Below are 26236 nucleotides of genomic sequence, written 5' to 3'. Positions count from 1 at the left end.
CCCCCCCCCCCCCACGGCGGAGTCAGTGGAGTGGGGGGCGTCGGTGGCCACAGCGTCGATGGCCACAGTGGTGTCAGTCATGGCGGCCCCTCCACGCCGAACTGGGCCGCGCCAGGGCCAGCGCCGGCTGCGGCGAGATGGGCACGGCCCGCCTCGGTCACCACCCGGCCCCGCGGAGTGCGCTGCAGAAAACCCAGCTGCAGCAGGTAGGGCTCCACCACCGCTTCGAGGGTGGTGGGGTCTTCGCCGAGGCCGGCCGCCAGGGTGTCGAGCCCCACCGGCCCGCCTCCATACCCATCCAGCAGCAGGCCGAGCAGGCGCCGGTCGCTGGCATCAAGACCGCGCCCATCGACCCGATGCAGCCGCAGAGCCTGATCCACCAGGGCCGCGTCGATGCGCCCATGACCCGCCACCTCCGCCACGTCGCGCACACGGCGCAGCAACCGGTTGGCGATGCGGGGCGTGCCCCGGCAGCGACGCGCCACCTCGAGCGCGGCCTCCGGCTCCAGCGCGATCGCCAGCAGCCCCGCCGCCCGCTGCACGATCGCCTGCAGATCGGGCAGGTCATAGAACTCGAGCCGCTGGATCAGGCCGAAACGGTCCCGCAGGGGTGAACTCAGGGCTCCGGCTCTGGTGGTGGCCCCCACCAGGGTGAAGGGCGCCACCGGCAGGCTGCGGGTGCGGGCCGTGGCGCCCTTGCCCACGGTGAGATCGAGGCGGAAGTCTTCCATCGCCGGATAGAGGATTTCCTCCGCCACCCGGTTGAGCCGGTGGATTTCATCGATGAACAGCAGGTCGTGGGGCTGGAGGTTCACCAGCAGCCCGACGATGTCGCGGGGGCGCTCCAGGGCAGGGGCGCTGGTGATGCGGCAGCGCACGCCCAGTTCCTCGGCCAGCACCAGGGCCATGGTGGTCTTGCCCAGGCCCGGTGGGCCGTGCAGCAGCACATGATCGAGGGCCTCCTGGCGGCTGCGGGTGGCTTCCACCGCGATGCCGAGCACCTGCTTGAGCTCGTGCTGGCCGATGTAGTCGGCCAGGCGTTTCGGACGTAGCCCGTCTTCCCGCGGCACGGGAGCAGTCGGATCGGAGGCGGCCGGATCGACCAGGCGGGCGGCGCGGGGGCCATCGGCGGCCATCGCCGCCGTTTCCTGGCAGGAGGCGGCACTGCCCCGGCGGGGAGCCGCACCTGCGCCGGAGGAGACGATCGCCATGGTTGGAGGGTACCGGCCGCTGCCTAGGGTCGGAGGGCAGGCGATACGCAACGGACAGGCGGCAGGAAGATGGCGAAGGGCGGAGGAAAGAAAGCCGCCAAGGCACGGCGCGATGCCGCCAACCGGCTGCTGGCCGACAACCGCTTCGCCCGCCACCAGTACGAGATCCTCGAAACCCTTGAATGCGGCATCGAGCTGCTCGGCACCGAGGTGAAATCGGTGCGGGCCGGCCAGGCCAATCTGCGCGACGGCTTCTGCCTGATCCGCAGCGGCGAGATGCAACTGCACAATGTCCACATCTCGCCCCACAGCCACGCCGGCCGCTTCTTCAACCACGAACCGCTGCGGGTGCGGCGACTGCTGGCCCACCGGCGCGAAATCGACAAGCTGCGCGGTGCCCTCGATCAGAAGGGCCTCACCCTGATCCCTCTTAACTTGCAATTGAAGGGGTCGTGGATCAAGGTAACCATCGGCCTCGGTAAGGGCCGCAAGCTGCACGACAAGCGCCAGGAAGAGAAGAGCAAGCAGGAGGCCAAGGAGGCCCGAGCGGCGATCGCCCGCCTCTGAGCCGCCTGCAATCCCCGGTCTCAGGGGGTGTCTGTGGGCGGCGGCGGTGGCGGGATTGGGGCTGTGGATGGAACCGCGGGACGGCTGGGGGCAGCTGGGCCGGGTGTCGGCGATGGCGTGGAGCCCTGTTCCTGAGGCGAGCCAGGGCTGCGGCCGGCGGGAGGCGCGGCCTCGGGAGCGGCGTTCTGGGGCTCTGGTTCCGGCTCCGGTGGTGGCGGATCAGCCCGCAGCGACAGGACGATCTGGGCCGGCGCAAGCCCCTCGTTCGTGACCAGCAACTGCACGGGCGAGAGGGCCTGGGCCGGCAGACTCACCACCCGCAGCGGGCCACTGGCCTCAAGCACACTGCCATCGGCGGCGAACACGGTCATCTGCATCAGGGGTGAGCCGTTCACGCCCAGCACCAGGCGGTGGTTGGGGGGCAGCTGGATCGGGAACAGACGGGCGCCACCGGCATCCACATCAGCCGAGAGGGCCTGAACCTCCTGGGATCGGGTCTGGATCGACTCAATCCGCATCCCGGCCAGGCCCTGCTCGGCTGCGGCGTACCAGAGCTGGCGGAAGGGCTCCGGCGGAATCTCGATGCCGATCCGACCGGGCAGGAGGTTCTGGGCGCTGCCGGAGACGAGCTGGCGCAGCACGGCGGAACTGAGGCCCTGCCCCACCAGAGCCTGTTGCCGCTGCTCCCAGTCAGCCTGGCTGTAGCTGCCGAGGCGGCGACGCACCGCCAGCGGCAACTGCTCCACCCGTGCCAGCCACTCCTCGGCCAGCTCGTTCCACACCTTGCGCAGCGGCGCGTCTTCGGTGGAATCACTGGGCAGCCGGCCGCGCCGCTCCGGGAACTGTGCCAGCAGGCTGGCATCCACGAGCCGCAGGAACCAGGCCCGATCCACCTGCATGGCCCGCAGGCGGTTGAGCAGCTGCTGGCGTTGGTCCACCTCCTCAGGGGGCAGGCTCTCGCCGGCGGCCAGACCGGCCTCCGGAAGCCTGGGGGTGGCCGTGCGGCCGCGGCTCAGCCACCACCAACCACCGGCCGTGCCCACGATGGCCGAGAGCACCAGGGCCAGCACCACCGGCCAGACCCCGTTCTCGGCCTCCTCCTCCTTGGCCTCCTGGCGGCTGCGCCGCTGGGCCACCGCCCCCACGGCAGGCAGCGTCGCGCTCTCAGCCAGGCCCACGAGGGGCAGTTCCGGCGAGGCGGGACCAGGCAGCGGTGACGGAGGGATCTGGGGCGGCGGCGGGGGCTGCTGCTGCGGCAGGGCGACCGCTGCGACCGGAGCAGGAGCTGCTGCCGGGGCAGGCGCCACCAACACCAGAGTGCGATCCGCACGCGGCACCGGGCCGGTGCTGTCCGGCATGGGGAGACCCTGCAGCGCCGCCAGCGCCTGGGCGGCGCTGGCGAAGCGGCTGGCCGGATCCCGCTGCAGCAGGCGCTCCAGCTGGAGGCGCAGGTCGGGTTCGGCGTCGAGCGTCGCCGGCCAGCGCCAGGCCAGGCTGACCGGATCGAGCAGGGAGGCCGGCGGGTCGCCGCTCAGCAGCACCAGGGCCGTGACACCGAGGGCATGCAGATCCATCCAGGGCTCAGTCACGCCGCCCTGGGCCAGTTCCGGGGGCGCGTAGCCCGCCGTGGCCACGACGCCGCCGCCCACCAGGCCGAAATCCAGCAGCACCGGCTGGCCATCCCGATCGCGGCGGAGCAGGTTGGCCGGGCAGAGATCACCGTGCACCAGCTCCTGCCCGTGCAGGGCCACCAGCACGGGCAGCAGCTGGCGCAGCAGCAGCAAGAGCTCACCCGCGCCGAACACGAGCTGGCGCTCGGCGCGGGCCTGGAGCAGCTCCTGGTAGGTGCGCCCGTCCTGCCACTCCCGCACCAGCCAGAGGTCATCGCCAGCGGTGATCGCGCCACCGAAACGCGGTACCTGCGGGTGCAGCACCGTCTGCAGCTGGCTCCAGCGCCGCCGAGCACCCTCCTGATCCGCCGCAGGACCCAGCTGGCGCAGGGCCATCAAGGCTCCAGCAGCCAGCTGATCGCTGGCCCGCCACAAGCGCCCCTGAACCGGCGCGGCGCCATCGCTGGGGGCACTGAGGCACTGCTCCAGCTGGTAGCGCTCGCCGATCAGACGGCCCACCTCCGGCGGAGCCGGCGCTGCGGCGGGGCTGGGATCGGAAGGGGTCGCCATCAGGACGGGGATTGAGCGCCGTCGCGGTCGGGCTGATGCAGACCGCGGCTCTCCAGCCAAGCGCGGTCGTAGAGGCGGGAACGGTAGCGGTCACCGCTATCGCACAGCACGGTGACGATGCGATGGCCAGGCCCGAGGCGGCGGGCCGTTTCCACGGCCGCGGCCACGTTGATGCCCACCGAGCCGCCCAGGAACAGACCCTCCTGCCAGAGCAACTGGTAGATCGTGTCGAGGGCGGCCTGATCGTCGATGCGCACGGCGTCGTCGATCGGCGCCCCCTCCAGGTTGGCGGTGACGCGACTGTTGCCGATGCCCTCGGTGATCGAGCGGCCCTCGGCCTCCAGAGCGCCGGTCCTGGCCCAGCTGTAGAGGGCACTGCCGTGGGGATCGGCCAGCACGCAGCGCACTGCCGGATTCTTCTCCTTGAGATAGAGGGCCACGCCGGCGTACGTGCCCCCCGTGCCGGTGGCGGCCACCCAGGCATCCACCCGCCCCTCGGTCTGCTCCCAGATCTCCGGAGCGGTGCTGTTGTAGTGGGCGCGGCGATTGGCCAGGTTGTCGAACTGGTTGGCCCAGACAGCGCCTGGGGTTTCGGCGGCGATGCGGCCCGAGAGCCGCACATAGTTGTTGGGGTCGCGGTACGGCACCGCCGGCACGGTGCGCACCTCAGCGCCGAGGCTGCGCAGCAGGCCGATCTTCTCGTCCGACTGGGTGTCCGGGATCACGATCAGGGCCTTGTAGCCCCGGGCATTGCAGAGGTGGGTCAGGCCGATGCCGGTGTTGCCCGCCGTGCCCTCCACCACCGTGCCGCCGGGCTGCAACAGCCCCTGCTCCTCCGCTTCCAGCAGGATGCCGAGGGCGGCGCGATCCTTGACGGAGCCGCCGGGGTTCATGAACTCGGCCTTGCCGAGGATGTCGCAGCCGGTGAGGGCGCTCAGGGCCGCCAGGCGGATCAGGGGGGTGTGGCCGACCGCGCCGACAAACCCCTCAGTCGTACCGCCCATCGCGCTGGCCTTCTCGAACAACGTTGCTGTGGGCGGATCGTAGGCAACTCCCTAGGGTCAGCTCCAGAGGGCTCGGCAGCGATGGTTCCCCGGACGGGCACAGCGAGTGGGCGGCCACCGCTGATGACGCTGCGGCAGCGGCTGCGAGAGGTGCGCCAGATCAGCGAACGCCTGATCGCGCCGCTCGAACCGGAAGACCTCTGCCTGCAGGGCATGGCCGACGCCAGCCCGCCCAAGTGGCACCTGGGCCACACCACCTGGTTCTTCGAGGAATTCCTGCTGCGGCCGGATCCAGCCAGTGGCGCCGCCTCACCGGAGCTGTGGCGCTACCTGTTCAACAGCTACTACGACGCCGTGGGAGCGCGCCATCCGCGGCCGCAGCGGGGCCTGCTCAGCCGGCCACCGATCGCGGAGGTACTGGCCTGGCGGCAGGAGGTGGATCAGGCCCTGGAGCTGCTGCTCGACCGACTGGAGGCCTGGCCCGAGGAACGGGCGCGCCCAGCGCTGGCGCTGCTCGAACTGGGGCTGCAACACGAGCAGCAGCACCAGGAGCTGCTGCTGATGGACCTGCTGGACGGCTTCAGCCGCAATCCCCTGGAACCGGCCTACAGCGGCGCTGGTGGCCGTGACCGGCCCAAGCCAGCCGCTGCACTGATCAGCGATGGCCTCGAAAACAGCGCGGTGGCAGTGCCCGCCTGGCACGACGACCCAGAAGGCCGCTACCGCGCCCTGGCGCGCGCGCACCACACCCCTGACCCTGCAGACGTCACTGGGCGCAGCAGTGGTGGGCAGGCTGGCTGGCTGAGCTTCGCTGAGGGCCTGGTGGCGATCGGCCCCCTACCGGGCAGCGGCGGCCCCGAGGGTTCGCCCGGCGGGTTCGCCTTCGATCACGAGGGCCCCCGTCACCGCGTCTGGCTGGAGGGCTTCCAGATCGCCGAGCGGCTTGTGACCAACGCCGAGATGGCCGCCTTCATCGCGGCTGGGGGTTACGAGCAGCCCGAGTGGTGGATGAGCGAGGGCTGGGCGGTGGCCTGCGACCGCGGCTGGCGGGCTCCCCGCTACTGGCGCGGCGACGATGAATTCAGCCTGGCGGGACGGCAGCCACGGGATCCGCAGGCTCCGGTGCGGCACCTCAGCTGGTTTGAGGCCGATGCCTACGCCCGCTGGGCCGGGGCGCGGCTGCCCAGCGAAGCCGAGTGGGAAGTGGCGGCCACCAGCGGCCGCCTGCCCCAGGCTTTCGGTCTGCTCTGGCAGTGGACCGCCAGCCCCTACCGGCCCTACCCGGGCTTCCAGCCCGCGGCCGGCGCAGTGGGTGAATACAACGGCAAATTCATGAGCTCCCAGATGGTGCTGCGCGGCAGCGGTTTCCTGACGCCACCGGATCACCAGCGGCTCACCTACCGGAACTTCTACCCACCGGCCTGTCGCTGGATGGCTGCCGGCCTTCGGCTGGCCCGCGATGGCGCAGCGCCGGCTGGGGGCGCGGCATGACAGCCCACCTCGAGCAGCGTCAGCAGGACTGCAGCCGTCGGTTCATCGACCTCCACCCAGAGCCCGCCGACATGGCCCGCCTGGTGCGCCACGGCATGGCCCGCAAACCGCGGCAGCTGCCCGCCTGGCTGCTCTACGACGCCGAGGGATCGCGGCTGTTCGAGACGATCTGCGCCCAGCCGGAATACAGCCTCACCCGCACCGAAACAGCCCTGCTGGAGAGCACGGCGCCGCAACTGGCGGCGGCCCTGGGCAACGGCGTACTGGTGGAATTCGGCGCCGGCAACGCCCGCAAGGTGGGTCCGCTGCTGAACGCCCTGCGGCCGGCCGCCTACGTGGCCCTCGACATCAGCGCCGACCACCTGGCCGAAGCCTGCGACGCCCTGCAACGGCGCCATCCACCCGTGCCGGTGCTGGGCATCTGCTGCGACTACAGCCAGATGGAGCAGCTGCCCGACCATCCCCTGCTGGAGGGCCAGCCGCTGCTGGGCTTCTACCCTGGCAGCTCCCTGGGCAACTTCGATCCGGAGGAAGCCCGCGCCCTGCTGCGCCAGTTCGCCCGGCTGCAGGGCCCCAGTGGCCGCCTGCTGATCGGCATCGATCAGCCCAAGGCACCGCAGCGGCTGGAGGCCGCCTACGACGACGCAGCGGGGGTCTCGGCCGCCTTCGCCTTCAACCTGCTGGCCCGGCTCAACCGGGATCTGGGGGGCGACTTCGACCCCGCCCAGTTCCAGTACCAGGCCCGCTGGCAGCCACAGCACAGCCGCATCGCCATGGCGCTGGTGAGCCGGCGGGAGCAGACGGTGCAGCTGGCCGGATCCAGCTGGCGCTTCGCTGCCGGGGAGCCGCTGATCACCGAATACAGCCACAAGTACACGCCTGAGGCGTTCACGGCCCTGGCGGCCACCGCCGGCTGGCGCGGCACCCGCCGTTGGAGTGATCCGGCCAACGACCTGTCCCTGCACCTGCTGGTGCAGGCAGACTCGGAACCAGCGACAACGGTGGGGCGATGAGCCTCCAGGAGCAGTCATGAGCCGGGACGAACAACGGGCGGCGATGCGCCAGGTGCGGGAAGGGCTGATCGAAGACTTGGAGGGTCTCTACCACCAGGCCTTCGATCGGATCGGCCGTGTGGAGCTGGGGGAGGGGGCCGTGGCGCGGCTCACCCAGCTGCTGCTCCGCTCGCGGGAAGCGGCGATCACGCCGCTGCAGGAGGAAATCGAGGCGCCCTTGATCACCCGCGCCCCCGGTGAGCCACTCCCGGTCGCCGCCGCCGACCCCACCGAGGCCTGAGGTCAGACACGCATGGCTAGCAGCTGGTTCGAAGAGCTGGAGGCACGGCTGGAGCAGCAGCTGGAGGCCTTCCTGCAGGCCAACCCCGAGCAGGACGCCCTGCTGGCTGAGCAGGAGGCCCGCGATCGCCAGCTTGAGCTGCAGACGCGGCGACGCAGCCTGCAGGGCCAGGCCGAGCAGCGGCGCCAGGAGCTGCTGCGGCTGGCCGGTGAGATTCGCCAGTGGCAGGAGCGGATCACGCGGGCCCGCGCTGCCGGCGCCACCGAGCTGGCCGATCAGGCCGTCGCTCGCTGCGAGGCCTTGATGGAGCAGGGGCGCCGCGCCTGGCAGGAGCTGGCGAATCTGGGCCAGAGCTTCGCCGCCACCGAGGCCGCCCTCGAGGAGCTGGCCGCCCGCGCTCGCCAGGGCCGGCCAACCCAACAGCCCCGCCAGCAGAGCACCGGCAGACCCGCTGCCGAGGCTCCAGCGGAGCCGGCCCAAACAGCGCGACCCCCCGCCAGCGACAACCTGGAGGCCGCCTGGGCCGCCTTCGAGACCCGGCAGGAGCTGGAGGCCCTCAAGCGCCGCCAGGGCCACACCCCCTGAGGAGGCGTCCGGCCCGATGGGATTTCTGCTGAGCAAGCTGCTGCCGCTGGGGCTCTATCCCCTCGGCCTGGCCCTGTTGCTGCAACTGGTTGGCCTGGCCGGCCGGCGGCGGCGCTGGGGGCCGTGGCTGTCGGGCGGTGGCGTGCTGCTGCTCTGGATCGCGGCGATGCCCTACATCAGCCGCCAGCTGGTCTGGGGGCTGGAGGAACCGGCGGCGGCCCTCACCCCTGCCGTGATCCCCCGCGCCGATGCGGTGGTGGTGCTGGGCAGCGGCCTCAGACCCGCCCTGGCGCCACGACGCCAGGTGGAAGTGAACGAGGCGGGCGACCGGCTGCTCACCGGCCTGCGGCTGCTGCGACAGGGCAAGGCGCCGGTGCTGCTCACCAGCGGCGCCAAGGTGCACTTCGCCAGCGGCGACCCTGCCCCCGCGGAGGCGGAGGTCGCCCGCCAGCTGGCGATCGATCTGGGGGCTCCGCCCGCGGCGATCCTCACCAACCCGGGCTCCCGCACCACCGCCGAGGAAGCCCGCGACATCGGTCAGCTGGGCCGCCAGCGCGGCTGGAAACGGATCCTGCTCGTGACCAGCGCCACCCACATGCCGCGATCCCTGGCCACGTTCCAGCGCCGCAGTGGCCTGGAGGTGATTCCGGTGGCCTGCGATTTCCAGCTGACCAACCGAAGCAACTACGGCAGCCCGACAGCCGCCAGTGTGGCGCTGGATCTGGCTCCCGATGCCGGGGCCCTGCTGCTCACCAGCCAGACCCTCAAGGAACACCTGGGTCTGCTGGTCTACCGGCTCAAGGGCTGGAGCTGAACCCGGCCCGGACTCACTTCTTGGGAACGGGGGGCACCAGGCTGACGCCCTCAGGCGGCGGGGTGGGGTCGGGATCGGCGATCAACATGTGCTGCAGCACGATCTCAGGACGTTCGCTGTCGCGCCAGCGGATCCGATAGGCGGGCATCTTGGTGCCACGGCTGGTGGTCTGCTCCACCGGCTCCATCACCCATCCCCGGCGCGAACGACCCTGGGGGTTGCGCTTCACGACCGCATCTGCGTGCTGGAAGCGGAAACCGACGCGCTCGCCACTCATGGAATCGCTGCCCCCGTTGGGGGTGATTGCCTACCGTAGGGATTATCCCATTGCGCCCTTCAGCCCTCACCGCCCTGCTCTGGGCGGGTCTCCGCCCGCTGCTCCGGCCGCAGCAACGGAAAGGCGATCACGTCGCGGATCGAGGGGCTGTCCGTGAGCAGCATCACCAGCCGGTCGATGCCGATACCAAGACCGCCGGTGGGAGGCATGCCCACCTCGAGGGCCTGCAGAAAATCCTCATCCACACCCTGGGCCTCCAGGTCGCCGGCCGCCTTGCGCTCCTGCTGGGCCTCGAGGCGCTGGCGCTGATCGACCGGGTCGATCAGTTCGCTGAAGGCGTTGGCGGTCTCGCGCCCCACGATGAACAGCTCAAACCGCTCCACCATCCCCGGTTTGCTGCGGTGGGCGCGTGCCAGGGGTGAATTCTCGACGGGGTAATCGAGCACGAAGGTGGGCTGGATCAGGCTCTCCTCCACCCGCTGCTCGAAGGCCTCCACCAGCAGCCGGCCGACGGAATCGGCCAGGGCCGGCGCCACCAGTCCCTGGCTTTCCATGGCGGCGGCGGCCTGCTCCCGCGTGGAGAAGGTGGTGAAGTCGAGCCCGGTGGCGTCCTGCACCAGCGCATGCATGGTGGCGCGGCGCCAGGGCGGCGTCAGATCAATCGCGGTGCCCTGGTAGCTGATCGCGGTGGTGCCGCACACCTGCTGACAGACGTGGGCGATCAGCTGCTCGGTGAGCTCCATCATGTCGGTGTAGTCGGCGTAGGCCTGGTAGACCTCCACCGACGTGAACTCGGGGTTGTGGCGGGTGCTTACCCCCTCGTTGCGGAAGATGCGGCCCAGCTCGTAGACCCGCTCGAAGCCGCCCACCACCAGCCGTTTGAGGTGCAGCTCGGTGGCGATGCGCAGGGTCAGCGGCAGATCGAGGGTGTTGTGGTGGGTCTCGAACGGCCGGGCATCGGCACCGCCGGGCTGGCTCTGCAGCACCGGTGTCTCGATCTCCAGGAAATCCCGCTCATCCAGCCAGCGGCGCATGGCACTCACCGCCAGGGCACGACGCCGGAAGGTCTCGCGGGTGTGGGGCGACACGATCAGATCGAGGTAGCGCTGCCGGTAGCGCTTCTCCACATCGGCCAGGCCGTGCCACTTGTCCGGCAGCGGCTGAAGGCTCTTGCTCAGCATCGACCAGCTCTTCACCTTCACCGAGAGCTCGCCCCGGTCGGTGCGGCGCAGGCTGCCCTCCACACCGATCAGGTCACCGGCATCGACCAGGGAAGTGAGGTGGGCAAAGGCCCCAGGCGGCGGCGAATCAGGAGATGCCGCATCAAGTGTGGCTTTCTCCAGGTACAGCTGGATCGGGCCGCTCTGATCAGCCAGGGTGAAGAAGGCGAGCTTGCCCATCACCCGACGGGTCATCACCCGACCTGCAATCGCAACGCTGAGGTCGCGCTCTTCGCCCTTGGGCAGATCGGCATGGGCGGCCTGGAGCTCGGCGGTGCTGTGGCTGGGCTCGAAGCGCAGGGCGTAGGGACCCTGGCCCAGCGCAGCTAGGGTCCGGGCTTTCTCCAGGCGGGTCTCGCGCAGCTCCGACAAGGGTCTGAGGGCTCTTTGATGGGGCCCCATCCTGCAGGATCGAAGGTCAGGCCATGGCCTGAATCTTCGGCGGTCTGGATCTTCGGAGTCAGCCTGCAGCAGCCAGGCTGGCGTCACCCATGCGCTGGGAGGCGTATCCGGTGCCCCGCACCGTCAGGATCAGCTCGGGGTTGCGCGGATCAGGCTCCAGCTTGCCCCGCAGGCGTGCCACGTAGACATCCACGACGCGCAGGTCGGCGGCGCGGCGCGGCGGGTAACCCCAGAGCTGCTCGAGGATCTCGGCCCGTGGCACCACCCGGCCAGGCTCGCGGAACAGCAGCTCCAGCAGGCTGAATTCGGTGTAGGTCAGAGCGATGCGCTCACCATCGCGGGTCACCTGGCGGCGGTTGGTATCCACCACCAGATCGCCCAGCCGCATCACACCGCTGCCCACCGGAACATCGCGGGGTTCACTGCCGGCCGAACCGCGGCCCACCCGGCGCAGGATCGTGGCGATGCGGGCCTCGAGCTCCTTGGGGCTGAAGGGCTTGGGCAGGTAATCGTCAGCCCCCAGATCGAGGCCGGCGACCCGCTCGGCGATGGCATCGAGGGCCGAAAGAAAGATGATCGGCACGCAGGATTCCGCCCGCAGACGGCGGCAGACCGCGAAGCCATCCAGCTTGGGCAGCATCACATCGAGCACCACCAGGTCGGGTTGCTCCTGGTGGAACAGGGCCAGGGCCTCCTCGCCGTCCTCGGCGCAGACCACCCGATAGCCAGCGATCTGCAGGCGCATCACCAGCACCCGTCGCACAGCAGCTTCGTCGTCCACCACCAGGAGGGTGGCCCTGGAATCCGATGGCATCTCCTGATCGGAACTCCCCCCAGGCAAGCCATCAGCCTGCTGCGGTCGCTGCTGAGGCTGAAGCTCCACCGGCATGGGCCACGATCAGAGTGAAGAATCGCAACCCTACCTGCTCACTTTCCCCCACTGGCGCCAGCGGAAGGGGCCAATCCGGTGATTTGGCTGAGGTTTAAGGATTTCTACGGAACTTCGCCTGGGTGATTCAGCTGCGTCTCAGGGCCAGCGGGCCTCGGCGTAGCGGTTCCACTCCTGCTCCGCCGCCGCAAGGGCCTGATCGCTGCCCATCTGCCCCAGCATCGCCCGCTGCAGCTGGGTGTAAAGGATCGCCTGGAGCCGCTTGACGCCAGGGCTGGCCGGCACCAACACCCGCGCCTGGCCCAGGGTTTCGGCGGAGAGCATGCGAGCCTGCCGCACCAGCTGGTCAGGTCGGCCCTGGGGCCGCTCCCGCTCCAGCGCCGCCTCCAGCTGCTCCAGAGCGCCCGTCGCTGAGGGCAGCACCCGTGCCTGCTCGGCGAAGGCCAGCTGGTTGGTGGCGTTCGTGAGGAAGAGGGCGAAGCTGAGGGCCTGCTTCGGCAAGCGGCTCTGGCGCGGCACCGCCAGGTTCATCACGGCCACGTTGGCCTCGCCGCCGGCACCGGTGAGCGGCGGGAACGGAGCCGTGACCGCCGCAATGCCAGGGGCGTTGGTCTGGATGCTGCGCAGGAACTCGGCGCCACTGGCCACCTGGGCCAGCTCCCCGCTCTGGTAGAGCTCGATCGCACGGCGGTAGCCCTGGCTCACCACCTCCCGCGGCAGCAGGCCGCGACGGTAGAGGTCGGTCCAGAAGGCGAAGGCGCGGCGGCCCGCCGGGCTGTTGAAGGCCGCCCGCTGGCGCCCGTCCAGCAGGCGGACATCCATCTGGACCAGGGATTCGAGCAACTCGGCCGAGTCGTCCGGCACCACGGTCACGAACAGGGCGTAGCGACCGGTGCGGCGTTTCACCGCCTCGGCGTAGGCCGGCACGTCCTGCCAACGCAGCGGCGGGCGGCTGTAGCCGGCCTTGGTCAGAAGATCCCGATTGGCCAGGGTGATCCGGGCCGTGAGATACCAGGGCACGGCGAACTGGCTGGGCGGGCCGCCGGGGCCAGGCAGCTGGCCGGCCTTCCAGACCTTGGGCAGATAGGTCTGGGCCGCATCCGGCGGCAGCAGGGGATCGAGGGGCAGCAGGCCCCCCTTGCTGGCCAGGTTGGCGGCGAAGAGCGGATTGAGGTTCACCACGTCCGGCGCGGTGCGGGCGAACACAGCAGCGAGCAGCTTGCGCTCCACCGAACTCCAGGGCAGGTCGGTCCAGCGCACCCGCACGCCTGGATTCCGCTGCTCCCAGGCGGCGATCACACCGCGGATGTGGTCGTTGAAGCGGGGCGCCAGATCCAGGGTCCAGAACTGGATCTCCGGCTCCGGCGGTTGGGCGGGCCTGCAGGCGGCCAGCCCCAGGGCGGCAGCAAGAGCGAGGCTGGCTCCCACGCTGAAGCGGCGCAGCAGCGCCCGCCGCCGCCAGCGCCGGAGTGGGCGCGGCGCCAGTGGACGCATCGGCTCTGGGCGGGGGGCAGCGGGCATCTCGATCAACTCAGCCCCGCAGGGTGGAGGACTGCTGCCGCCAGAGCAGCAGCAACAGCGAACACAGCATGGGGGCCAGCAATGCGGTGATCAGGGTCTGGGCCAGCAGCGTATGCAGCCCCGCCGCCAGCAGGTCGCTCAGATGCCAGCCCGGGGTGGCGAACAGGCCGGGATCGACCCCGAGGTCGGCGCCGACCTCCATTCCGGCGGCCACCTGGGTGGGGGCAGAGTCTCCGGCCAACCCGGAGGTCCGGCCGCCGCGCCAGGCCAGCAGGGCGAGCTGAAGCCAGAGGGTGCCATTGAGGGCCAGGCTCCCCAGCAGGGCCAGCAGGCCGAGATTGAAGCTGCGCTCGATCGGCCGGCCGCGGCGACCGATCCGCCCCCACCACCAGCCCAGCAGCACCAGGGCCGGAATCTGGCTGAGCGAGCCGGGATGAAGACCATCGAGCAGCAGAGCCAGGCCCAGGCCCGCCAGCGCTCCAGACACCGGACCGTCCACCAGGGCCCAGGGCAACAGCCAGAGCACCGCCCAGCTCGGGGACACGCCCGCGACCTTCACCAGGCTGGGCGAGGCGAGACTGAGCCAGGGAACCAGCAGAGCCGTGGCCACACACCAGCGCTGTTGATGAAGACGGGCCATCAGGGCGTGCGGGTCACCACCTGAACCCAGTCCACCGCATCCACCGGGGCGCTGAGCTGCACCACTGCCTCAGGAGCAGGCACCGCCTTGTCGTCGACCGACTGGATCACCCCCACCGTCAGGTTGGGCGGCACCAGGGTGCTGGCGGGGGAGGACACCACCACGTCGCCAGGACGCACCTGGGGGTCTTTCTCGAGGAAGCGCAGCACCGGACGGCTGGTGCCGACCCCGGTGAGCAGCCCATGGCGCTGGGTTCGCCCCACCCAGACGCCCACGTGGCTGTGGGGATCGGTGAGCAGGGTGACGCTGGCGGTAGTGGGGGTGACCTGGGTGATGCGGCCGATCAGCCCACCGGGCGCCAGCACCGCATCGCCGGCATGGAGGCCCGCCAGGGAGCCGCGGCCCAGCAGGAGCTGCTGCCACCAGCCCGCCGCTTCGCGGGAGATCACCGGGGCGGTGATGCGCTGCTCAGCGCCGCGCTGCAGATCCAGCAGGCCCCGCAACCTCTTGTTGTCCTGCTCCAGCTGACCCAGCCGAGCCTGATCGTCAAGCTGCTGAGCCGAACGCAGCCACTCCTCCTGGGCCGTACCGGGCCAGAAGGGACGGCTGAGCAGGGCATAGAGATCGTTGAGGAAGGCCCCCTTGCTGAACCGGATCGCACCGAGGGCCAGAAACAGCAGCAGCCAGGGGGAGGCTTGCTGAATCAGGCGGAGCGAGGGAAGCCGGGGCCAGCGCAGGGCCGGCATCGGCATCAGACCGTGGCGCGGGCGAAGTCAGGGGTGTCGAGCACCCGCTCCAGCCGTTTGTAGTCCTCCAGGACCATGCCGCAGCCATTGACCACGCACAGCAGAGGCTCCTCAGCCACGTGGGTGAGGATGCCGGTCTCGTGGCTGATCAGCTCGCTGATGCCCCGCACCAGGGCACCACCACCAGCGAGCATGATGCCGCGATCGACGATGTCGGCGGCCAGTTCAGGAGGCGTGCGCTCCAGGGTGCGCTTCACCGCCTCGACGATCACATTGAGCGGCTCGGCCATGGCCTCGCGGATGTCGCCGGCGCGTACGTTGATCGTGCGGGGCAGGCCGGAGAGCAGGTGCAGACCCCGCACGTCCATGGAGGTCTCGTCGTGCTCGTCGTCGGGGAAGGCGGAGCCGATCCGGATCTTGATGTCTTCGGCGGTGCGCTCGCCCACCACGAGGTTGTGGACCTTCTTGAGGTAGGTGCCGATCGCATCGCTGAGTTCATCGCCGGCCACCCGCACCGACTCGCTCAGCACCGTGCCGCCCAGGCTCAGCACCGCCACTTCGGTGGTGCCACCGCCGATGTCCACCACCATGGTGCCGACGGGCTCGGTCACCGGCAGGCCGGCACCGATCGCCGCCGCCACGGGCTCATCAATCAGGTGCACTTCCCGGGCACCGGCCAGGCCGGCTTCGCGCACGGCACGGCGCTCCACACCGGTGACGCCACTGGGGATGCCGATCACCAGACGGGGCGCCACGATGCCGCGGCCTTCATTGCCCTTCTGGATGAAGGTCTTGATCATCTGCTCGGCGGCGTCGAAGTCCGCAATCACCCCGTCCCGCAGGGGCCTGACGGCACGGATGTTGCCAGGGGTGCGGCCCAGCATCATCTTGGCTTCATTCCCCACGGCCAGGGGCACGTTGCGCTCCAGATCGAGCGCCACCACGGAGGGTTCCTGGAGCACGATGCCCTTGCCGGACACGTACATGAGGGTGTTGGCCGTTCCCAGATCGATGCCGATATCGCGGGAGAACTGGAAACGTCGGAAAAACACGGGAGAGGTCAGGGGCGTCAAAAAATCATAGGTGGGCCGTTTGACGGCCCCCAGCGGGAAGCCGCCCTGGCCCGATGAGACGGGGGTGGCACTGAAAGGAGGTGGAGGCCCCGGAGCCTGACCGAGGGGTGCCGCATCATTGACCCAACACGATCCAGCAGGAGCAGCGCCATGAGCGTCAATTCCATCACCCTCGTCGGCCGGGCAGGCCGCGATCCCGAAGTGCGCTACTTCGAATCCGGCACCGTCGTCGCCAACCTCACCCTGGCGGTGAACCGCCGCAGCCGCGACGACGAACCCGATTGGTTCAACCTTGAGATCTGGGGCAAGCAGGCCCAGGTGGCGGCCGATTACGTCCGCAAGGGATCCCTGCTCGGCATCATTGGCAGCTTCAAGCTCGACCGCTGGACCGACAAGGCCACCGGCGAGGAGCGCAGCAAGCCGGTGGTACGGGTCGACCGGCTTGAGCTGCTCGGCTCCAAGCGCGACGCCGAGGCCGGTGGCTTCAGCGGTGGCGGCAACTATGGCGGCGGCGCTCCCAGTGAGGAGGAAGTGCCCTTCTGATCTGAGCGCGAGCGGGGGAGACGGTGGTCTCCCCCTGGCTGGGGCTTAAGGCCGGAGCTCAGTAGCGGTAGTGCTCGAGCTTGTAGGGGCCTGCAACCGGCACGTTGATGTAGGCGGCCTGCTCGGAGGTGAGCTCGGTGAGCTTGGCGCCGATCTTCTCGAGGTGGAGGCGAGCCACCATCTCGTCGAGGTGCTTGGGCAGCACGTAGACCTCCTTGCCGTACTGATCAGCCTTGGTGAACAGCTCGATCTGGGCCAGCACCTGGTTGGTGAAGGAGTTGCTCATCACGAAGCTGGGGTGGCCGGTGGCGCAGCCCAGATTCACCAGACGGCCCTCGGCCAGCAGGATGATCTTGTTGCCGCTGGGCAGCACGATGTGATCCACCTGGGGCTTGATGTTGTCCCAGGGGTACTGCTTCAGCGAAGCGACATCGATCTCGTTGTCGAAATGGCCGATGTTGCACACGATTGCCTGATCCTTCATCTGGATCAGGTGCTCGTGCCGGATCACCTTGAAGTTGCCGGTGGCCGTCACGAAGATGTCCACATCGCGCACGACGTCGTTGAGCCGCACGACGCGGTAGCCCTCCATCGCCGCCTGCAGGGCGCAGATCGGATCGATCTCAGCGATCATCACCGTGGCGCCGAGGCCCCGCAGCGACTGGGCCGAGCCCTTGCCCACATCGCCGTAGCCGAGCACCAGAGCCACCTTGCCGGCCACCATCACATCGGTGGCACGCTTGATGGAATCCACCAGCGACTCGCGGCAGCCATAGAGGTTGTCGAACTTGCTCTTGGTGACCGAATCGTTGACGTTGATCGCCGGGAAGGGCAGCTCACCGCTTTTCTGCATCTGGTAGAGGCGGGCCACACCGGTGGTGGTCTCCTCGGTCACGCCCTGGATGTTGGCGTAGATGCGGGAGTAGAAGCCGGGCTGGGCGGCCAGCTTCTGGCGAATCGCGTTGAAGAGGGCCGTTTCCTCTTCGTTGGAGGGGTTCTCGAGAACGGAGGGATCCTGTTCGGCCTTGGTGCCGAGCACCACCAGGCCGGTGGCATCGCCACCGTCGTCGAGGATCATGTTGGGGGTGCCACCATCGCTCCACTCGAGGATGCGGTGGGTGAAGGCCCAGTACTCATCCAGGGTCTCACCCTTGTAGGCAAACACCGGCACACCGGAGGCCGCAATGGCGGCGGCGGCGTGATCCTGGGTGGAGAAGATGTTGCAGCTGGCCCAGCGCACATCGGCGCCAAGGGCCACCAGGGTTTCGATCAGAACGGCCGTCTGGATCGTCATGTGCAGGGACCCCGCGATGCGGGCACCCGCCAGGGGCTGCTCGGCGCCGAACTTGGCGCGCAGAGCCATCAGGCCCGGCATCTCGGTTTCGGCGATCGCGATCTCCTTGCGACCGAAATCGGCCAGGCCGATGTCAGCGATCACGTAGGTCGACGTGGACTGCAGCACAGCTGCCGTGGGCGTTGCCACCATGGGTTGTTCTCCTGGAAACAGCTCACTCCCGGCTGGGAGGGCGTGGGTTGGAAATATCTGCGGAGACGCCGAGGCTTCGGGCTCGCGAAGACGCGAATCTACAGCGATCCTCAAGCCTCTCGAGAGCCCAGGCCCCTGCCATGCGCGACCCGGTTCTGCTGCGTGATCTGGCCGCCACCCGCGCCCTCGGCCGCGCCCTGGCCTGGCAGCTGGCGGCCACCGCACCGATCCTGCTGCTGCAGGGGGAGTTGGGGGCCGGCAAGACCTCCCTGGTGCAGGGCCTGGCCGAAGGGCTCGGCATCAGCGAGCCGATCACCAGCCCCACCTTCGCCCTGGCGCAGCACTACGCCGGCCATGGAGAGGGCGGCGCCACAGCCCTCGTTCATCTGGATCTCTACCGGCTGGACCAGCCGGCGGCGGCCGATGAACTGTTCGCCCAGGAGGAGGAAGAAGCCCGATCCCTGGGGGCCCTGCTGGCGGTGGAATGGCCGGAACGGCTCAGCCAGCTGCCGGCCGAGGCCTGGCGGCTGCAGCTGGAACTGGCCGATCCAGCCGAGCCCCAGCAGGGGCGGATCGCCCGGCTGATCGCCCCTTAGGCCCACGCCTCCAGAAAGCGCTGCACCGCCTCGGCTGAGGGCTGCGGGTCGATCGCACCGGCGCCGCCGCACACCAGCGCGCCACAGGCGTTGGCAAAGCGCATCGCCGCCGTGAGGGCATCGGGCGAGGGACTGTCGAGCAGGTCGGGCTGAAGGCAGAGGCGATGGAGCAGCCCCGCCAGGAAGGCGTCGCCGGCTCCGGTGCTGTCCACCACCGCCACCTCGTAGGGGTCAAGGCTGCCGGAGATGCCAGCGCAGTGCCAGCGCAGCGGGGCGCCGCCATCGGTGACCACCACCGCCGGAGCCTGGGGCAAGGCTGCGGCGATCGCCGCCGGATCGCGGCTCGCGAACAGCCACTCGGCTTCCTCAGCCGCCAGCTTGAGCAGATCGGCCCGCGCCAACAGCGGCCGGATCCGCTCCAGCACCTGCGCAGACGGAGGGTCCGCCGCCGCCACACCCCAGAAGGTGGGTCGCCAGTTCACATCCAGGGCGATCCGCAGGCTGCGGGCCACCGCCCGTGCCAGGGCGCACTCCAGGGCAGCAGCCGCCAAGGGACTGGCCAGGGGAATGGTGCCGATCAGCAACCAGGCCGGGCCCGCTGCCGAGCCAGCCGCCAACAGCGGGTCAATGGCCTCATCAAGCTCGGCCGCCGCGATCGCCTGGTCGGCGAATCCCTCGCCCCGATCCCCGGCGAAACCGCCGAAACTGCGCTCGCCAGAGGGATCACGGCGCACCAGCACGATGCGGCTGGGCCGCTGCGGATCCCACTGCAGCGCCACCCCATTCACGCCCCGTTCGGCCAGCAGGCTCGCGAAGGCCTCACCGATCGGATCGCGGCCGAGCCGACCCAGAAACGCCACCGGCGTGCCCAGCCGCGCCAGGGCACAGGCCACATTGGCCGGAGCCCCGCCGAGCCGGTCATCGCAGCCTGGATCGGTGGCGGGGTCCCCACCCGACGGCCCCAGCCGATCCACCAGGGCCTCGCCGAAACAGAGCACCTGCGGCAGGGAATCCATCGTCAATGGCACGGCGTTCCCTTCAGCGTGCTCCTCCAGCGCGGGTCCGTCAGGCGACGGCCCGGCCCAACCGTTCCAGCAACGCCGCGATGATGCGGGCATTGGCGGCCGGAAAGGGGTAGTCCTTCAGTTCGGAGGGCTCCACCCAGCGCACCTGCTGGGAGGCCAGCGGCTGCGGCTCTCCACTCAGCCAGCGGCAGAGATGCACCACGAAGCGCAGCCGCTTGTGGCTGTAGGCGTGCTCGAGGCTGATCAGCTCCTCGCCCACCTCCACCGTGATCGCCAGCTCCTCGCCCACCTCGCGGGCGATGGTGGAGCCGATCGCCTCCCCAGGCTCCTGCTTACCGCCGGGGAACTCCCACAGACCTCCCAGCAGGCCCTCGTTGAGCCGCTGGTCGATCAGCACCCGGCCGGTGGGGTCGAGCACCACCCCCACGCCGATCACCTGGAACGGCAGAGGTCTGGCGGCATCCTTCACGGGATAGCGGGCGGGGTCGCCGGCAGCGTAGGCAGCGCAGTTCCCCTGCCAGGGACAGGCGCCGCAGCTCGGTTGACGGGGGGTACAGACGGTGGCGCCGAGATCCATCAGAGCCTGGTTGAACGCCCGGGGCCGCTGCGGATCGAGCAGGGCCTCACTGAACCGCCAGAACCCGGCCAGCTGCCGCGCCGGTGGCCGCGGACTCGCCAGCAGCCGCGCCAGCACCCGCTGGACATTGCCATCGAGGATCGCGAAGGGCCGATCAAAGGCCGACGACAGGATGCTGCCGGCAGTGCTGCGGCCGATCCCCGGCAGCACCAACCAGCCCTCGAGCGTGCGGGGGAAGGGGTCGGACTTCAGCCCGTCACCGCCTTCGTCACGGCCAGTACCTCTGCCGCCGCCACCGGCGGCAGAGGCCAGCAGCTGCCGTGCGCCCTGGTGCAACCGGCGGGCGCGGGAGTAATACCCGAGCCCCTGCCAGAGCAACAGCACGTCGTGCTCCTCGGCGGCGGCCAGGGCCTCCAGGGTGGGGAACGCCGCCATCCAGCGGTGCCAGTAGGGCAGCACGACGCGCAGCTGCGTCTGCTGCAGCATCACCTCGGCCACCCAGGCGCGCAGGGCACACCCCTGCTCGCCATCAGCCAGCGGCCGGCCCTCGGAGCTGAGCTTCCAGGGAATGGCATGGCGGCCGTTGATCTCCCACCAGGTCAGCAGGGAGCGGCGAAGGTCAGCGGCATCGGCCTCCACCCACGCCGGAGCGCTGGAGGCGTCAGCCGAAACCACCGGGCCGGGGTCGGGCGATCGAGAGCGATACATTCGCCGGCGGCGCCTGGTCAGCCCTGCCTGGCGCAGCGACACCCAAGCCAGCGGCACCAGGCTGATTCACCGGCCGGGGCACCGCCACCACGTTGAAGGCCATCGACCAGCGCTCCCCCTCGCCGCGGAAGGGGGCCACTGAATGGGGCTGCCAGGCGGGAAACACGTAGAACTCACCGGGCACAGGCAGCACGTAGTGGGCCATGCCGGTGCGGAAGCTCTGGATGTGCCACTCCTCCGGACCGTGGAAGCAGAGCTGACCATCGAAGCGCTCGCTAGTGATCTGGGGGGGCACCTTCAGGAAGAGCACTCCCGAGAAGCTGCCCCCGTGGGTGTGCGTGGGGTTGTAGTCGCCGGCGCGCTGCACGTTCAGCCACACATCGATCATCTGCAGCCCATAGCGCCCAGGAATCCAGGGCCCGCGGCCCTGGGGCGGCTGCTGGTCCATCACATGGCTGATCCAGCGGTCGCAGGCGGGCAGGATCACATCGGCGCAGAGCTCAGCCACGGCCGGGAAGTGGGGACCCAGCTCGCGCTGCAGGGCCAGCTGGCCGGCCAGCTTCACCGAGGCATCGGTGGTGCCTCGCGGATCGGCCAGCACCTGCTCAGCCAGCTGCAGCAGGCCGGTGAGCTGGGAATCGGCCAGGCGGCCTTTGAGCAGATAGCGGGGGAAGAGGCTCTGCACCTCCATCGACAGGTCGTTGGCCACCCGGCCCTGATCAGCTGAACGGACCCTAACGGCCATGCCCCTGGCCTTCGGCTCGCTGCGGGTGGCGCCGACCCTTGCCAGCGTCGTCGCTGGATCGACAGCGCAGCAACTGCCAGCCGCCGGCTACGTCGACAGGCCGGCAGGCCCAGGCGGGAGAAGCGGTGCCGTCCTGGCTGAGCACCCAGGCGCCGCCGCCGGGCCCGGCAGCCGGCAGATCCCGGGCCTTCGCCAGCCGACGCACCGGCAAGCCCGCGTACCAGTTGAGGCTGGGGCGCGCATCCTGGCGCCACATCCCGGCGGCCTCAACCTGATGGCGCTGCAACAGCGCCGCCACCGGCCGCACCGGCCAGGCTTCATTCAGTTCCCACAGCCAGAACGGGCTGCAGAACAGGACCAGCAGGGCCAGCACGGACCCAGCCCCAACCACGGCGACACCCAGGCTGCGGCCCCCAGGGGCACGGGCCCGCAGCAGCAGAGCGCCACCCAGGCTCCAGCCTCCACCCATGGCCAGCAGAATCATCCGATTGGGCGCCAGCGCTTCCGCCGAAGGCCAGCCTGGCGGCAGCAGTGCCGGGGGGATGGCCGAGGCCAGGGCCAGCAACAGGCCGGCCATCCCGAGCACCATCCAGAGCAGGGGGATGCGACGCACCACGCTGCGCAGCGGCGGCGCCACGGGCTGACCGGCCGGATCGATCAGCCAGGCCAGCAGCGGCCCGCAGACCAGGGCGAAGGGCAGCCAGAGGGGATGGCTGTACCAGGGCAGCTGGGTGCGCAGGGGTAGCACCGTGGCCGCCATTCCCAGCTGCAGCACCAGCAACCAGCGGCCAGCGGCGCGATGACGCTCGCGCCAGGCCAGCCCCATGGCGAAGGGCCAGAGCGGCAACCAGGGCCAGCCGCCCTCGAGCACCTCGGTGAAGGGAACACGCCAACCCAGATCGCTGCCTTCACCGGCCGAGAGCAGAACCCGCCCTGCCCCGTCGCCGAACCACATCCAGGCGGCGGCACTGCCCTGGGCCAGGGCATGCCAGAGATGCCAGCCCAGCCCAGGCAGCAGCCCCAGCAGCAGACCAGTGCCGAGCACCCGCCAGCGGCGCCAGTCCATGGCGCCATCGCAGGCCAGAGCCAGAAGCCCCACCGCCAGCACCGGCAGCAGCAGTGGCGCCTTGAGCAGCACCTGGGCGCTGCCGGCCAGGCCGGCGATGGCGCTCCAGCGCCAGAGCCGCCGCTGCGGCGCACGCACCTGCAACAGGCTCCACCACAGCAGCGCCGTGGCCGAGAGCTGGGTGCCATCGAGCATGGCGAGGCGGCCATGGCGCGCCACCGGCAACAGGCACAGCAGGATCAGTGCCGTGGCCAGGGCGGCACGGCGCTGGCCCGGCCGCAACTGCCACTGGATCAGGCCCGCCAGGGGCACCACCAGGGTGGACAGCAGGGCCGGCACCAGCCGCACCACCCATTCGGGAGGCAGGCTGGAGACCGCAGCCTGGCCAGGCAACAGGCGCCAGAGCTGCACCGCCTGGGCGATCAGCAGATGCAGCCCCGGGGCCTTGTTGGCGTAGGGCTCGCCCCAGTAGGTGGGCAACAGATCGCCGTAGCGGGGGGCCTGGCTCAGCTCCAGGGCCACCCGGGCCACGATGCCCTCGTCCCAGTCGCGCAAGGGCAGGTTGCCCAGGCCCACCAGGGCCAGCAGCACCGCCACACCCCAGAGCAGGAGAAGGCCAAGCAAGAGAGGGATCCGGCCACCATCTCCACGCCCAACTGCGCCACGGGCAAGGCCACCACGGCCAATTCCACTCAGGCCCCCACCGTCACGGCGGGCAGCAGCAGCAAAGCGCTCGAACACGCTCATGGCTTCTGGCCGGGGGGTGCGCCGGCCGATTGAGCCTTGCCTGGAGGGGCCTTGAGGGCCTGATCAATGTGGGCATAGGCCTGCGGCAACGTGCGGCGGGCCGAGCCGATCGCCGTGAGATCGCCCCCCAGCACAGCGGCCAGATCGGCGAGACCCTGCAGGACCGGCTCCTGGTCGTGGCGGGGATGGGTGCGGGCCACCTGGCCCGCTGGCCAGGGCTTCCAGTCGATCAGCAACACGGCGCTGCGGTAGGCGGCGGGCCAGGGGTTATCCGGCAGCAGCCGCTCCAGCCGCGCCAGCCATTGCTCCGCCTGTTGCGGCCGCTCCTGCAGGATCGCGAGCAGGGTGAGGCTCCAGAGGGCCTCGGTGTCGTTGGGATCGCGGCCAAGGCGCTGGCGCGCCCAGTCCTCCACCCGGCGCTGGTAGAGGAAATGGGCATCGAGCTGGTGCTGGGGCCCGATCGCCTCGAACACCCGCGCCAGCCCCTGCGGTCCATCGGCAAGTCCCGACGCCATCGCGATGAAGCTGCGATCGAAGGGCGGCACCGGCGGTGCGCTCGGGGTTCGGCGCCACAGCTCCACCTGGCGGCCCTTGCTCCAGGGCCACTCCGCCACCCGCTCGAAGCGACCGTCCTGGCGCACCTGCCTGCTGAGCTGGCGCACCACGCCGCGGCGGTGGCCCTGATCGCCCGTGGCCAGCAGCAGCCACTCGGCCCGCTGCAGCACCAGCGCGTGGTCGGCGGGGTTGCGGCCGAGGCTGCGGGCCAGCACCTGGCCTCCCTGCAGACGGCCGTAGAAGGTGGCGGTGTGGTCGTTGAGATCGCTGACGCCGGGCAGCACCAGCAGGGTGAGCGGCTGGCCCGGCTGGATCCGGTTGAGCGTGGCCATCACCTGCGGCAACGGCGACACCTGGCGCCGGGCGATCGCGTCTGCCCGCGGCTGGGCAACGGCGGCGGCGGTGGAGCCGAGGCCGGCGACCAGAGCCGCGGCCGCCAGCCGCGCGCCGCCCCGCTGTCTGAGGACCAAGCCGAGGCTCCACCAGCCACGGGCCAGCAGCAGGGCCAGCAGCGGCAGCAGCGGCGCGATGTAGCGGGGATCCTTGTTGGGGCTGAGGGTGATCAGCACCCAGCCAGAGAGGCTGCAGCCGATCAGCCAGGGCCAGCCCAACGGCAGCTGGAGCACGGGTCGCCGCAGTGCCTGAAGGGGTTCCCAACGGCGTTGGGGATCGCGCAGCACGGGCAGCAGGCCGATCAGCCCACCGATCAGGGCGATGGCCAGCACGGGCAGTCCCAGCTGCTGGGGCCAGAGCCGCGGGTACCACAGCAGGCTGGTCAGGCTGAAGACGGCCGGATCCCCCTCCGCCGCCGCCGATTCGATCACGGCCCGGTTGGTGCCACCGATCGTGGTGATCCAGTTGTGGTGCAGCCAGGGGATACAGACCGCCAGCACCAGCGCCAGCGCCGCCAGCGCCTGCAGCCGTCGGCCGGGCTGGCCCAATCCGCGCAACGCCGCCCAGCAGCAGGGCCCGAGCAGCACCAGCAGGGCGCTTTGCTTGACCAGCACCGCCGCGGCCACCGCCAAGGCCGCCAGCAGGCTCTGACGCCACCGCCCACCCTGGGGCGCCTGCCAGCGACCCAGCAGCCACAGCGCCAAAGTCGTGGTGGCGGCCAGGGACAGATCGAGGGTGAAGACCAGGCGCAGCTCGGCCAGGCCGGGCAGCAGGGCGGTGAGGGCCGCGGCCAGCAGCCCGAAGCCGGGCGACACCAGCTGCCGCCCCCAGCAGGCCACCACCACCAGCAACAGGCCGTGCCACACCGCCAGGCCGCCGACCGCCTGATCCGGCCGATCCCCCACCAGGGCCATGACGCTGCCGTTCACCAGGGAGGCCAGGGGGGGAATCTTGGGGGAGAGATCCAGCAGCCCGTCCCAGCCCGGCCAGCCACCGCCGGGCAACAGCCCAAGGGCCCGGCCGTGGTCCACCGCGCTGTTGAGGTAGTCGGCCTCATCCCAGTCCGGGATGGAACGATCGGCAGCGAGCCAGCTGCGATCCCACAGCGTCGCCAACAGCCAAATCGCCAGCAGGATGAGCCACCAGAACCAGGCCCTGCGGTGCAGCGGCGGCCGGGGGGTCGAAACGGAGGAAGCCAGAACCAAGCGTCCGTGGTCGCCTCACTCTGGCTTCAAGCCTTCCCCAGCGAAACCGCCCACTCCGCCACGCTGCACTGGCGACCGTAGCCCTGGAAACAGGCCAGGGCGGCCCCATGGCGCTCCGGTGTTTCCGCCTGGCAGGCATCCGTCAGGCAGATCACCTGGTAGCCGCGATCGGCCGCGTCCTTGACGGTGTGATCAATGCACTGATCCGTGAGCAGACCGGCCACGATCAGCTCGCGCACCCCGAGGTTGCGCAGCAGATAGTCGAGCACCGTGGAGGAGAAGGGGGAGGAGGAACTCTTCGGCAGCACGATCTCGTCGGGGCCGGGGGTGAGCGGTGCAATCACCTGCGCCTCCCTGGAGCCCGGCGCAAAGCCCATGCCGCAGCGCTGATAATCGAGGCTGCGGTCGCGGCCATCGCGGGTGAGGTTGGCGATCACCGTGTGAATCACCTCGATCTGGTGCTCCCGGGCCAGGGCCAGGGCCCGCTCCACGCACGGCAGTGTGCTGGCCTGGAAGCGCTCCAGGAAGGCCGGCCGCCGCGCTGCCAGCTCAGGCCCACAGGTGCCGTTCTGCAGATCGACCAGCAGCAGGGCCCTCTGGCCGGTCGTGTGCGCACGGTCAGGAGTCAGCGGCCTGGGAGGCAGGGGCGAGGGATCCATCACTGGCGTTGGTGCTTA

25 protein-coding genes are annotated in these 26236 nt (G+C 70.3%); 8 read left to right on the top strand and 17 right to left on the bottom strand.

Annotated elements, in window-relative coordinates; translation table 11 throughout:
- Positions 1-77 precede the first annotated feature (77 nt).
- The gene (gene ruvB, locus KQ310_RS07720; protein ID WP_399237903.1) at positions 78-1211 is read right to left on the bottom strand and encodes a Holliday junction branch migration DNA helicase RuvB; all 1134 of its coding nucleotides are present in this window, start codon (positions 1209-1211) and stop codon (positions 78-80) included.
- A gap of 69 nt (positions 1212-1280) precedes the next feature.
- On the opposite strand from ruvB, the gene smpB reads away from it, so the two are divergent.
- Positions 1281-1778, top strand: coding sequence for an SsrA-binding protein SmpB (gene smpB / locus KQ310_RS07715; RefSeq protein ID WP_259721180.1), 498 nt, complete (start codon positions 1281-1283; stop codon positions 1776-1778).
- A 20-nt stretch (positions 1779-1798) separates the two neighbouring features.
- Here smpB and KQ310_RS07710 read toward each other — a convergent pair whose 3' ends face one another.
- The gene (locus KQ310_RS07710; protein WP_259721179.1) at positions 1799-3958 is read right to left on the bottom strand and encodes a protein kinase domain-containing protein; all 2160 of its coding nucleotides are present in this window, start codon (positions 3956-3958) and stop codon (positions 1799-1801) included.
- Entirely contained in the window at positions 3958-4962 is a 1005-nt protein-coding gene (locus KQ310_RS07705) for a cysteine synthase A (RefSeq protein WP_259721178.1), read from the bottom strand. The genes KQ310_RS07710 and KQ310_RS07705 overlap by 1 nt, the downstream gene beginning before the upstream one ends.
- A gap of 81 nt (positions 4963-5043) precedes the next feature.
- Between KQ310_RS07705 and KQ310_RS07700 the strand changes: the two genes are divergently transcribed.
- From KQ310_RS07700 to KQ310_RS07680, 5 genes are read left to right on the top strand one after another with little or no spacing between them, the layout of a single operon-like run.
- The gene (locus tag KQ310_RS07700; protein ID WP_259721177.1) at positions 5044-6453 is read left to right on the top strand and encodes an ergothioneine biosynthesis protein EgtB; all 1410 of its coding nucleotides are present in this window, start codon (positions 5044-5046) and stop codon (positions 6451-6453) included.
- Positions 6450-7466 carry an L-histidine N(alpha)-methyltransferase gene (egtD, locus tag KQ310_RS07695; RefSeq protein WP_259721176.1) on the top strand — a complete coding sequence of 339 codons (1017 nt, stop codon included), beginning with the start codon at positions 6450-6452 and terminating at the stop codon, positions 7464-7466. The genes KQ310_RS07700 and egtD overlap by 4 nt, the downstream gene beginning before the upstream one ends.
- 16 nt (positions 7467-7482) lie before the next feature.
- Positions 7483-7746, top strand: coding sequence for a hercynine metabolism small protein (locus tag KQ310_RS07690; RefSeq protein ID WP_259721175.1), 264 nt, complete (start codon positions 7483-7485; stop codon positions 7744-7746).
- Between the two features lie 12 nt (positions 7747-7758).
- Positions 7759-8331 (top strand): hercynine metabolism protein, encoded by a 573-nt coding sequence (locus tag KQ310_RS07685; RefSeq protein WP_259721174.1) that lies wholly within the window; start codon positions 7759-7761, stop codon positions 8329-8331.
- Between the two features lie 16 nt (positions 8332-8347).
- Positions 8348-9145 (top strand): YdcF family protein, encoded by a 798-nt coding sequence (locus KQ310_RS07680; protein ID WP_259721173.1) that lies wholly within the window; start codon positions 8348-8350, stop codon positions 9143-9145.
- Positions 9146-9158: 13 nt separating this feature from the next.
- Here the strand turns inward: KQ310_RS07680 and KQ310_RS07675 are convergent, their stop codons facing one another.
- The 7 genes from KQ310_RS07675 to KQ310_RS07645 all read right to left on the bottom strand — a co-directional run bounded on the left by KQ310_RS07675 (position 9159) and on the right by KQ310_RS07645 (position 15892).
- A complete protein-coding gene (locus tag KQ310_RS07675) occupies positions 9159-9422 on the bottom strand; it encodes a hypothetical protein (RefSeq protein WP_015109772.1) in 264 nt (87 codons plus the stop codon).
- Positions 9423-9481: 59 nt separating this feature from the next.
- Positions 9482-11044 (bottom strand): lysine--tRNA ligase, encoded by a 1563-nt coding sequence (gene lysS / locus KQ310_RS07670; protein WP_399237898.1) that lies wholly within the window; start codon positions 11042-11044, stop codon positions 9482-9484.
- 58 nt (positions 11045-11102) lie between these two features.
- A complete protein-coding gene (rpaB, locus tag KQ310_RS07665; RefSeq protein ID WP_259721171.1) occupies positions 11103-11858 on the bottom strand; it encodes a response regulator transcription factor RpaB in 756 nt (251 codons plus the stop codon).
- 213 nt (positions 11859-12071) lie between these two features.
- On the bottom strand, positions 12072-13454 hold the full coding sequence (locus KQ310_RS07660; RefSeq protein WP_399237896.1) for an extracellular solute-binding protein: 1383 nt from the start codon (positions 13452-13454) through the stop codon (positions 12072-12074).
- A gap of 10 nt (positions 13455-13464) precedes the next feature.
- Positions 13465-14094 carry a rod shape-determining protein MreD gene (locus tag KQ310_RS15860; protein ID WP_311134721.1) on the bottom strand — a complete coding sequence of 210 codons (630 nt, stop codon included), beginning with the start codon at positions 14092-14094 and terminating at the stop codon, positions 13465-13467.
- A complete protein-coding gene (gene mreC / locus KQ310_RS07650) occupies positions 14094-14840 on the bottom strand; it encodes a rod shape-determining protein MreC (protein ID WP_259721170.1) in 747 nt (248 codons plus the stop codon). The genes KQ310_RS15860 and mreC overlap by 1 nt, the downstream gene beginning before the upstream one ends.
- 5 nt (positions 14841-14845) lie before the next feature.
- Entirely contained in the window at positions 14846-15892 is a 1047-nt protein-coding gene (locus tag KQ310_RS07645) for a rod shape-determining protein (protein WP_259721169.1), read from the bottom strand.
- Between the two features lie 171 nt (positions 15893-16063).
- Between KQ310_RS07645 and KQ310_RS07640 the strand changes: the two genes are divergently transcribed.
- A complete protein-coding gene (locus KQ310_RS07640; protein WP_259721168.1) occupies positions 16064-16456 on the top strand; it encodes a single-stranded DNA-binding protein in 393 nt (130 codons plus the stop codon).
- A 58-nt stretch (positions 16457-16514) separates the two neighbouring features.
- Here the strand turns inward: KQ310_RS07640 and ahcY are convergent, their stop codons facing one another.
- On the bottom strand, positions 16515-17942 hold the full coding sequence (gene ahcY, locus KQ310_RS07635; protein WP_259721167.1) for an adenosylhomocysteinase: 1428 nt from the start codon (positions 17940-17942) through the stop codon (positions 16515-16517).
- Positions 17943-18082: 140 nt separating this feature from the next.
- Here ahcY and tsaE point away from each other — a divergent pair, with 140 nt between their 5' ends.
- Positions 18083-18538, top strand: a complete 456-nt coding sequence (gene tsaE, locus KQ310_RS07630) for a tRNA (adenosine(37)-N6)-threonylcarbamoyltransferase complex ATPase subunit type 1 TsaE (protein ID WP_259721166.1) — start codon at positions 18083-18085, stop codon at positions 18536-18538.
- On the opposite strand, the gene KQ310_RS07625 is transcribed toward tsaE, so the two are convergent.
- From KQ310_RS07625 to KQ310_RS07600, 6 genes are all read right to left on the bottom strand, one after another.
- The gene (locus KQ310_RS07625; RefSeq protein ID WP_259721165.1) at positions 18535-19554 is read right to left on the bottom strand and encodes a carbohydrate kinase; all 1020 of its coding nucleotides are present in this window, start codon (positions 19552-19554) and stop codon (positions 18535-18537) included. The two genes, tsaE and KQ310_RS07625, sit on opposite strands and share 4 nt — an antisense overlap.
- 49 nt (positions 19555-19603) lie before the next feature.
- A complete protein-coding gene (mutT, locus tag KQ310_RS07620) occupies positions 19604-20848 on the bottom strand; it encodes an 8-oxo-dGTP diphosphatase MutT (RefSeq protein WP_259721164.1) in 1245 nt (414 codons plus the stop codon).
- Complete coding sequence (locus KQ310_RS07615) at positions 20802-21539, bottom strand: 2OG-Fe(II) oxygenase family protein (protein ID WP_259721186.1); 738 nt, start codon at positions 21537-21539, stop codon at positions 20802-20804. The genes mutT and KQ310_RS07615 overlap by 47 nt, the downstream gene beginning before the upstream one ends.
- A 43-nt stretch (positions 21540-21582) precedes the next feature.
- Complete coding sequence (locus tag KQ310_RS07610) at positions 21583-23283, bottom strand: glycosyltransferase family 39 protein (protein ID WP_259721163.1); 1701 nt, start codon at positions 23281-23283, stop codon at positions 21583-21585.
- Positions 23284-23402: 119 nt separating this feature from the next.
- A complete protein-coding gene (locus KQ310_RS07605; RefSeq protein WP_259721162.1) occupies positions 23403-25469 on the bottom strand; it encodes a glycosyltransferase family 39 protein in 2067 nt (688 codons plus the stop codon).
- 116 nt (positions 25470-25585) lie between these two features.
- The gene (locus KQ310_RS07600; protein ID WP_259721161.1) at positions 25586-26218 is read right to left on the bottom strand and encodes a cysteine hydrolase family protein; all 633 of its coding nucleotides are present in this window, start codon (positions 26216-26218) and stop codon (positions 25586-25588) included.
- Positions 26219-26236 lie beyond the last annotated feature (18 nt).

The sequence above is a fragment of the Synechococcus sp. CS-1328 genome, assembly GCF_025128095.1.
In the GTDB taxonomy this organism is placed as follows: Bacteria; Cyanobacteriota; Cyanobacteriia; order PCC-6307; family Cyanobiaceae; genus CBW1002.
This window is presented reverse-complemented; position numbering and strand designations above follow the sequence as displayed.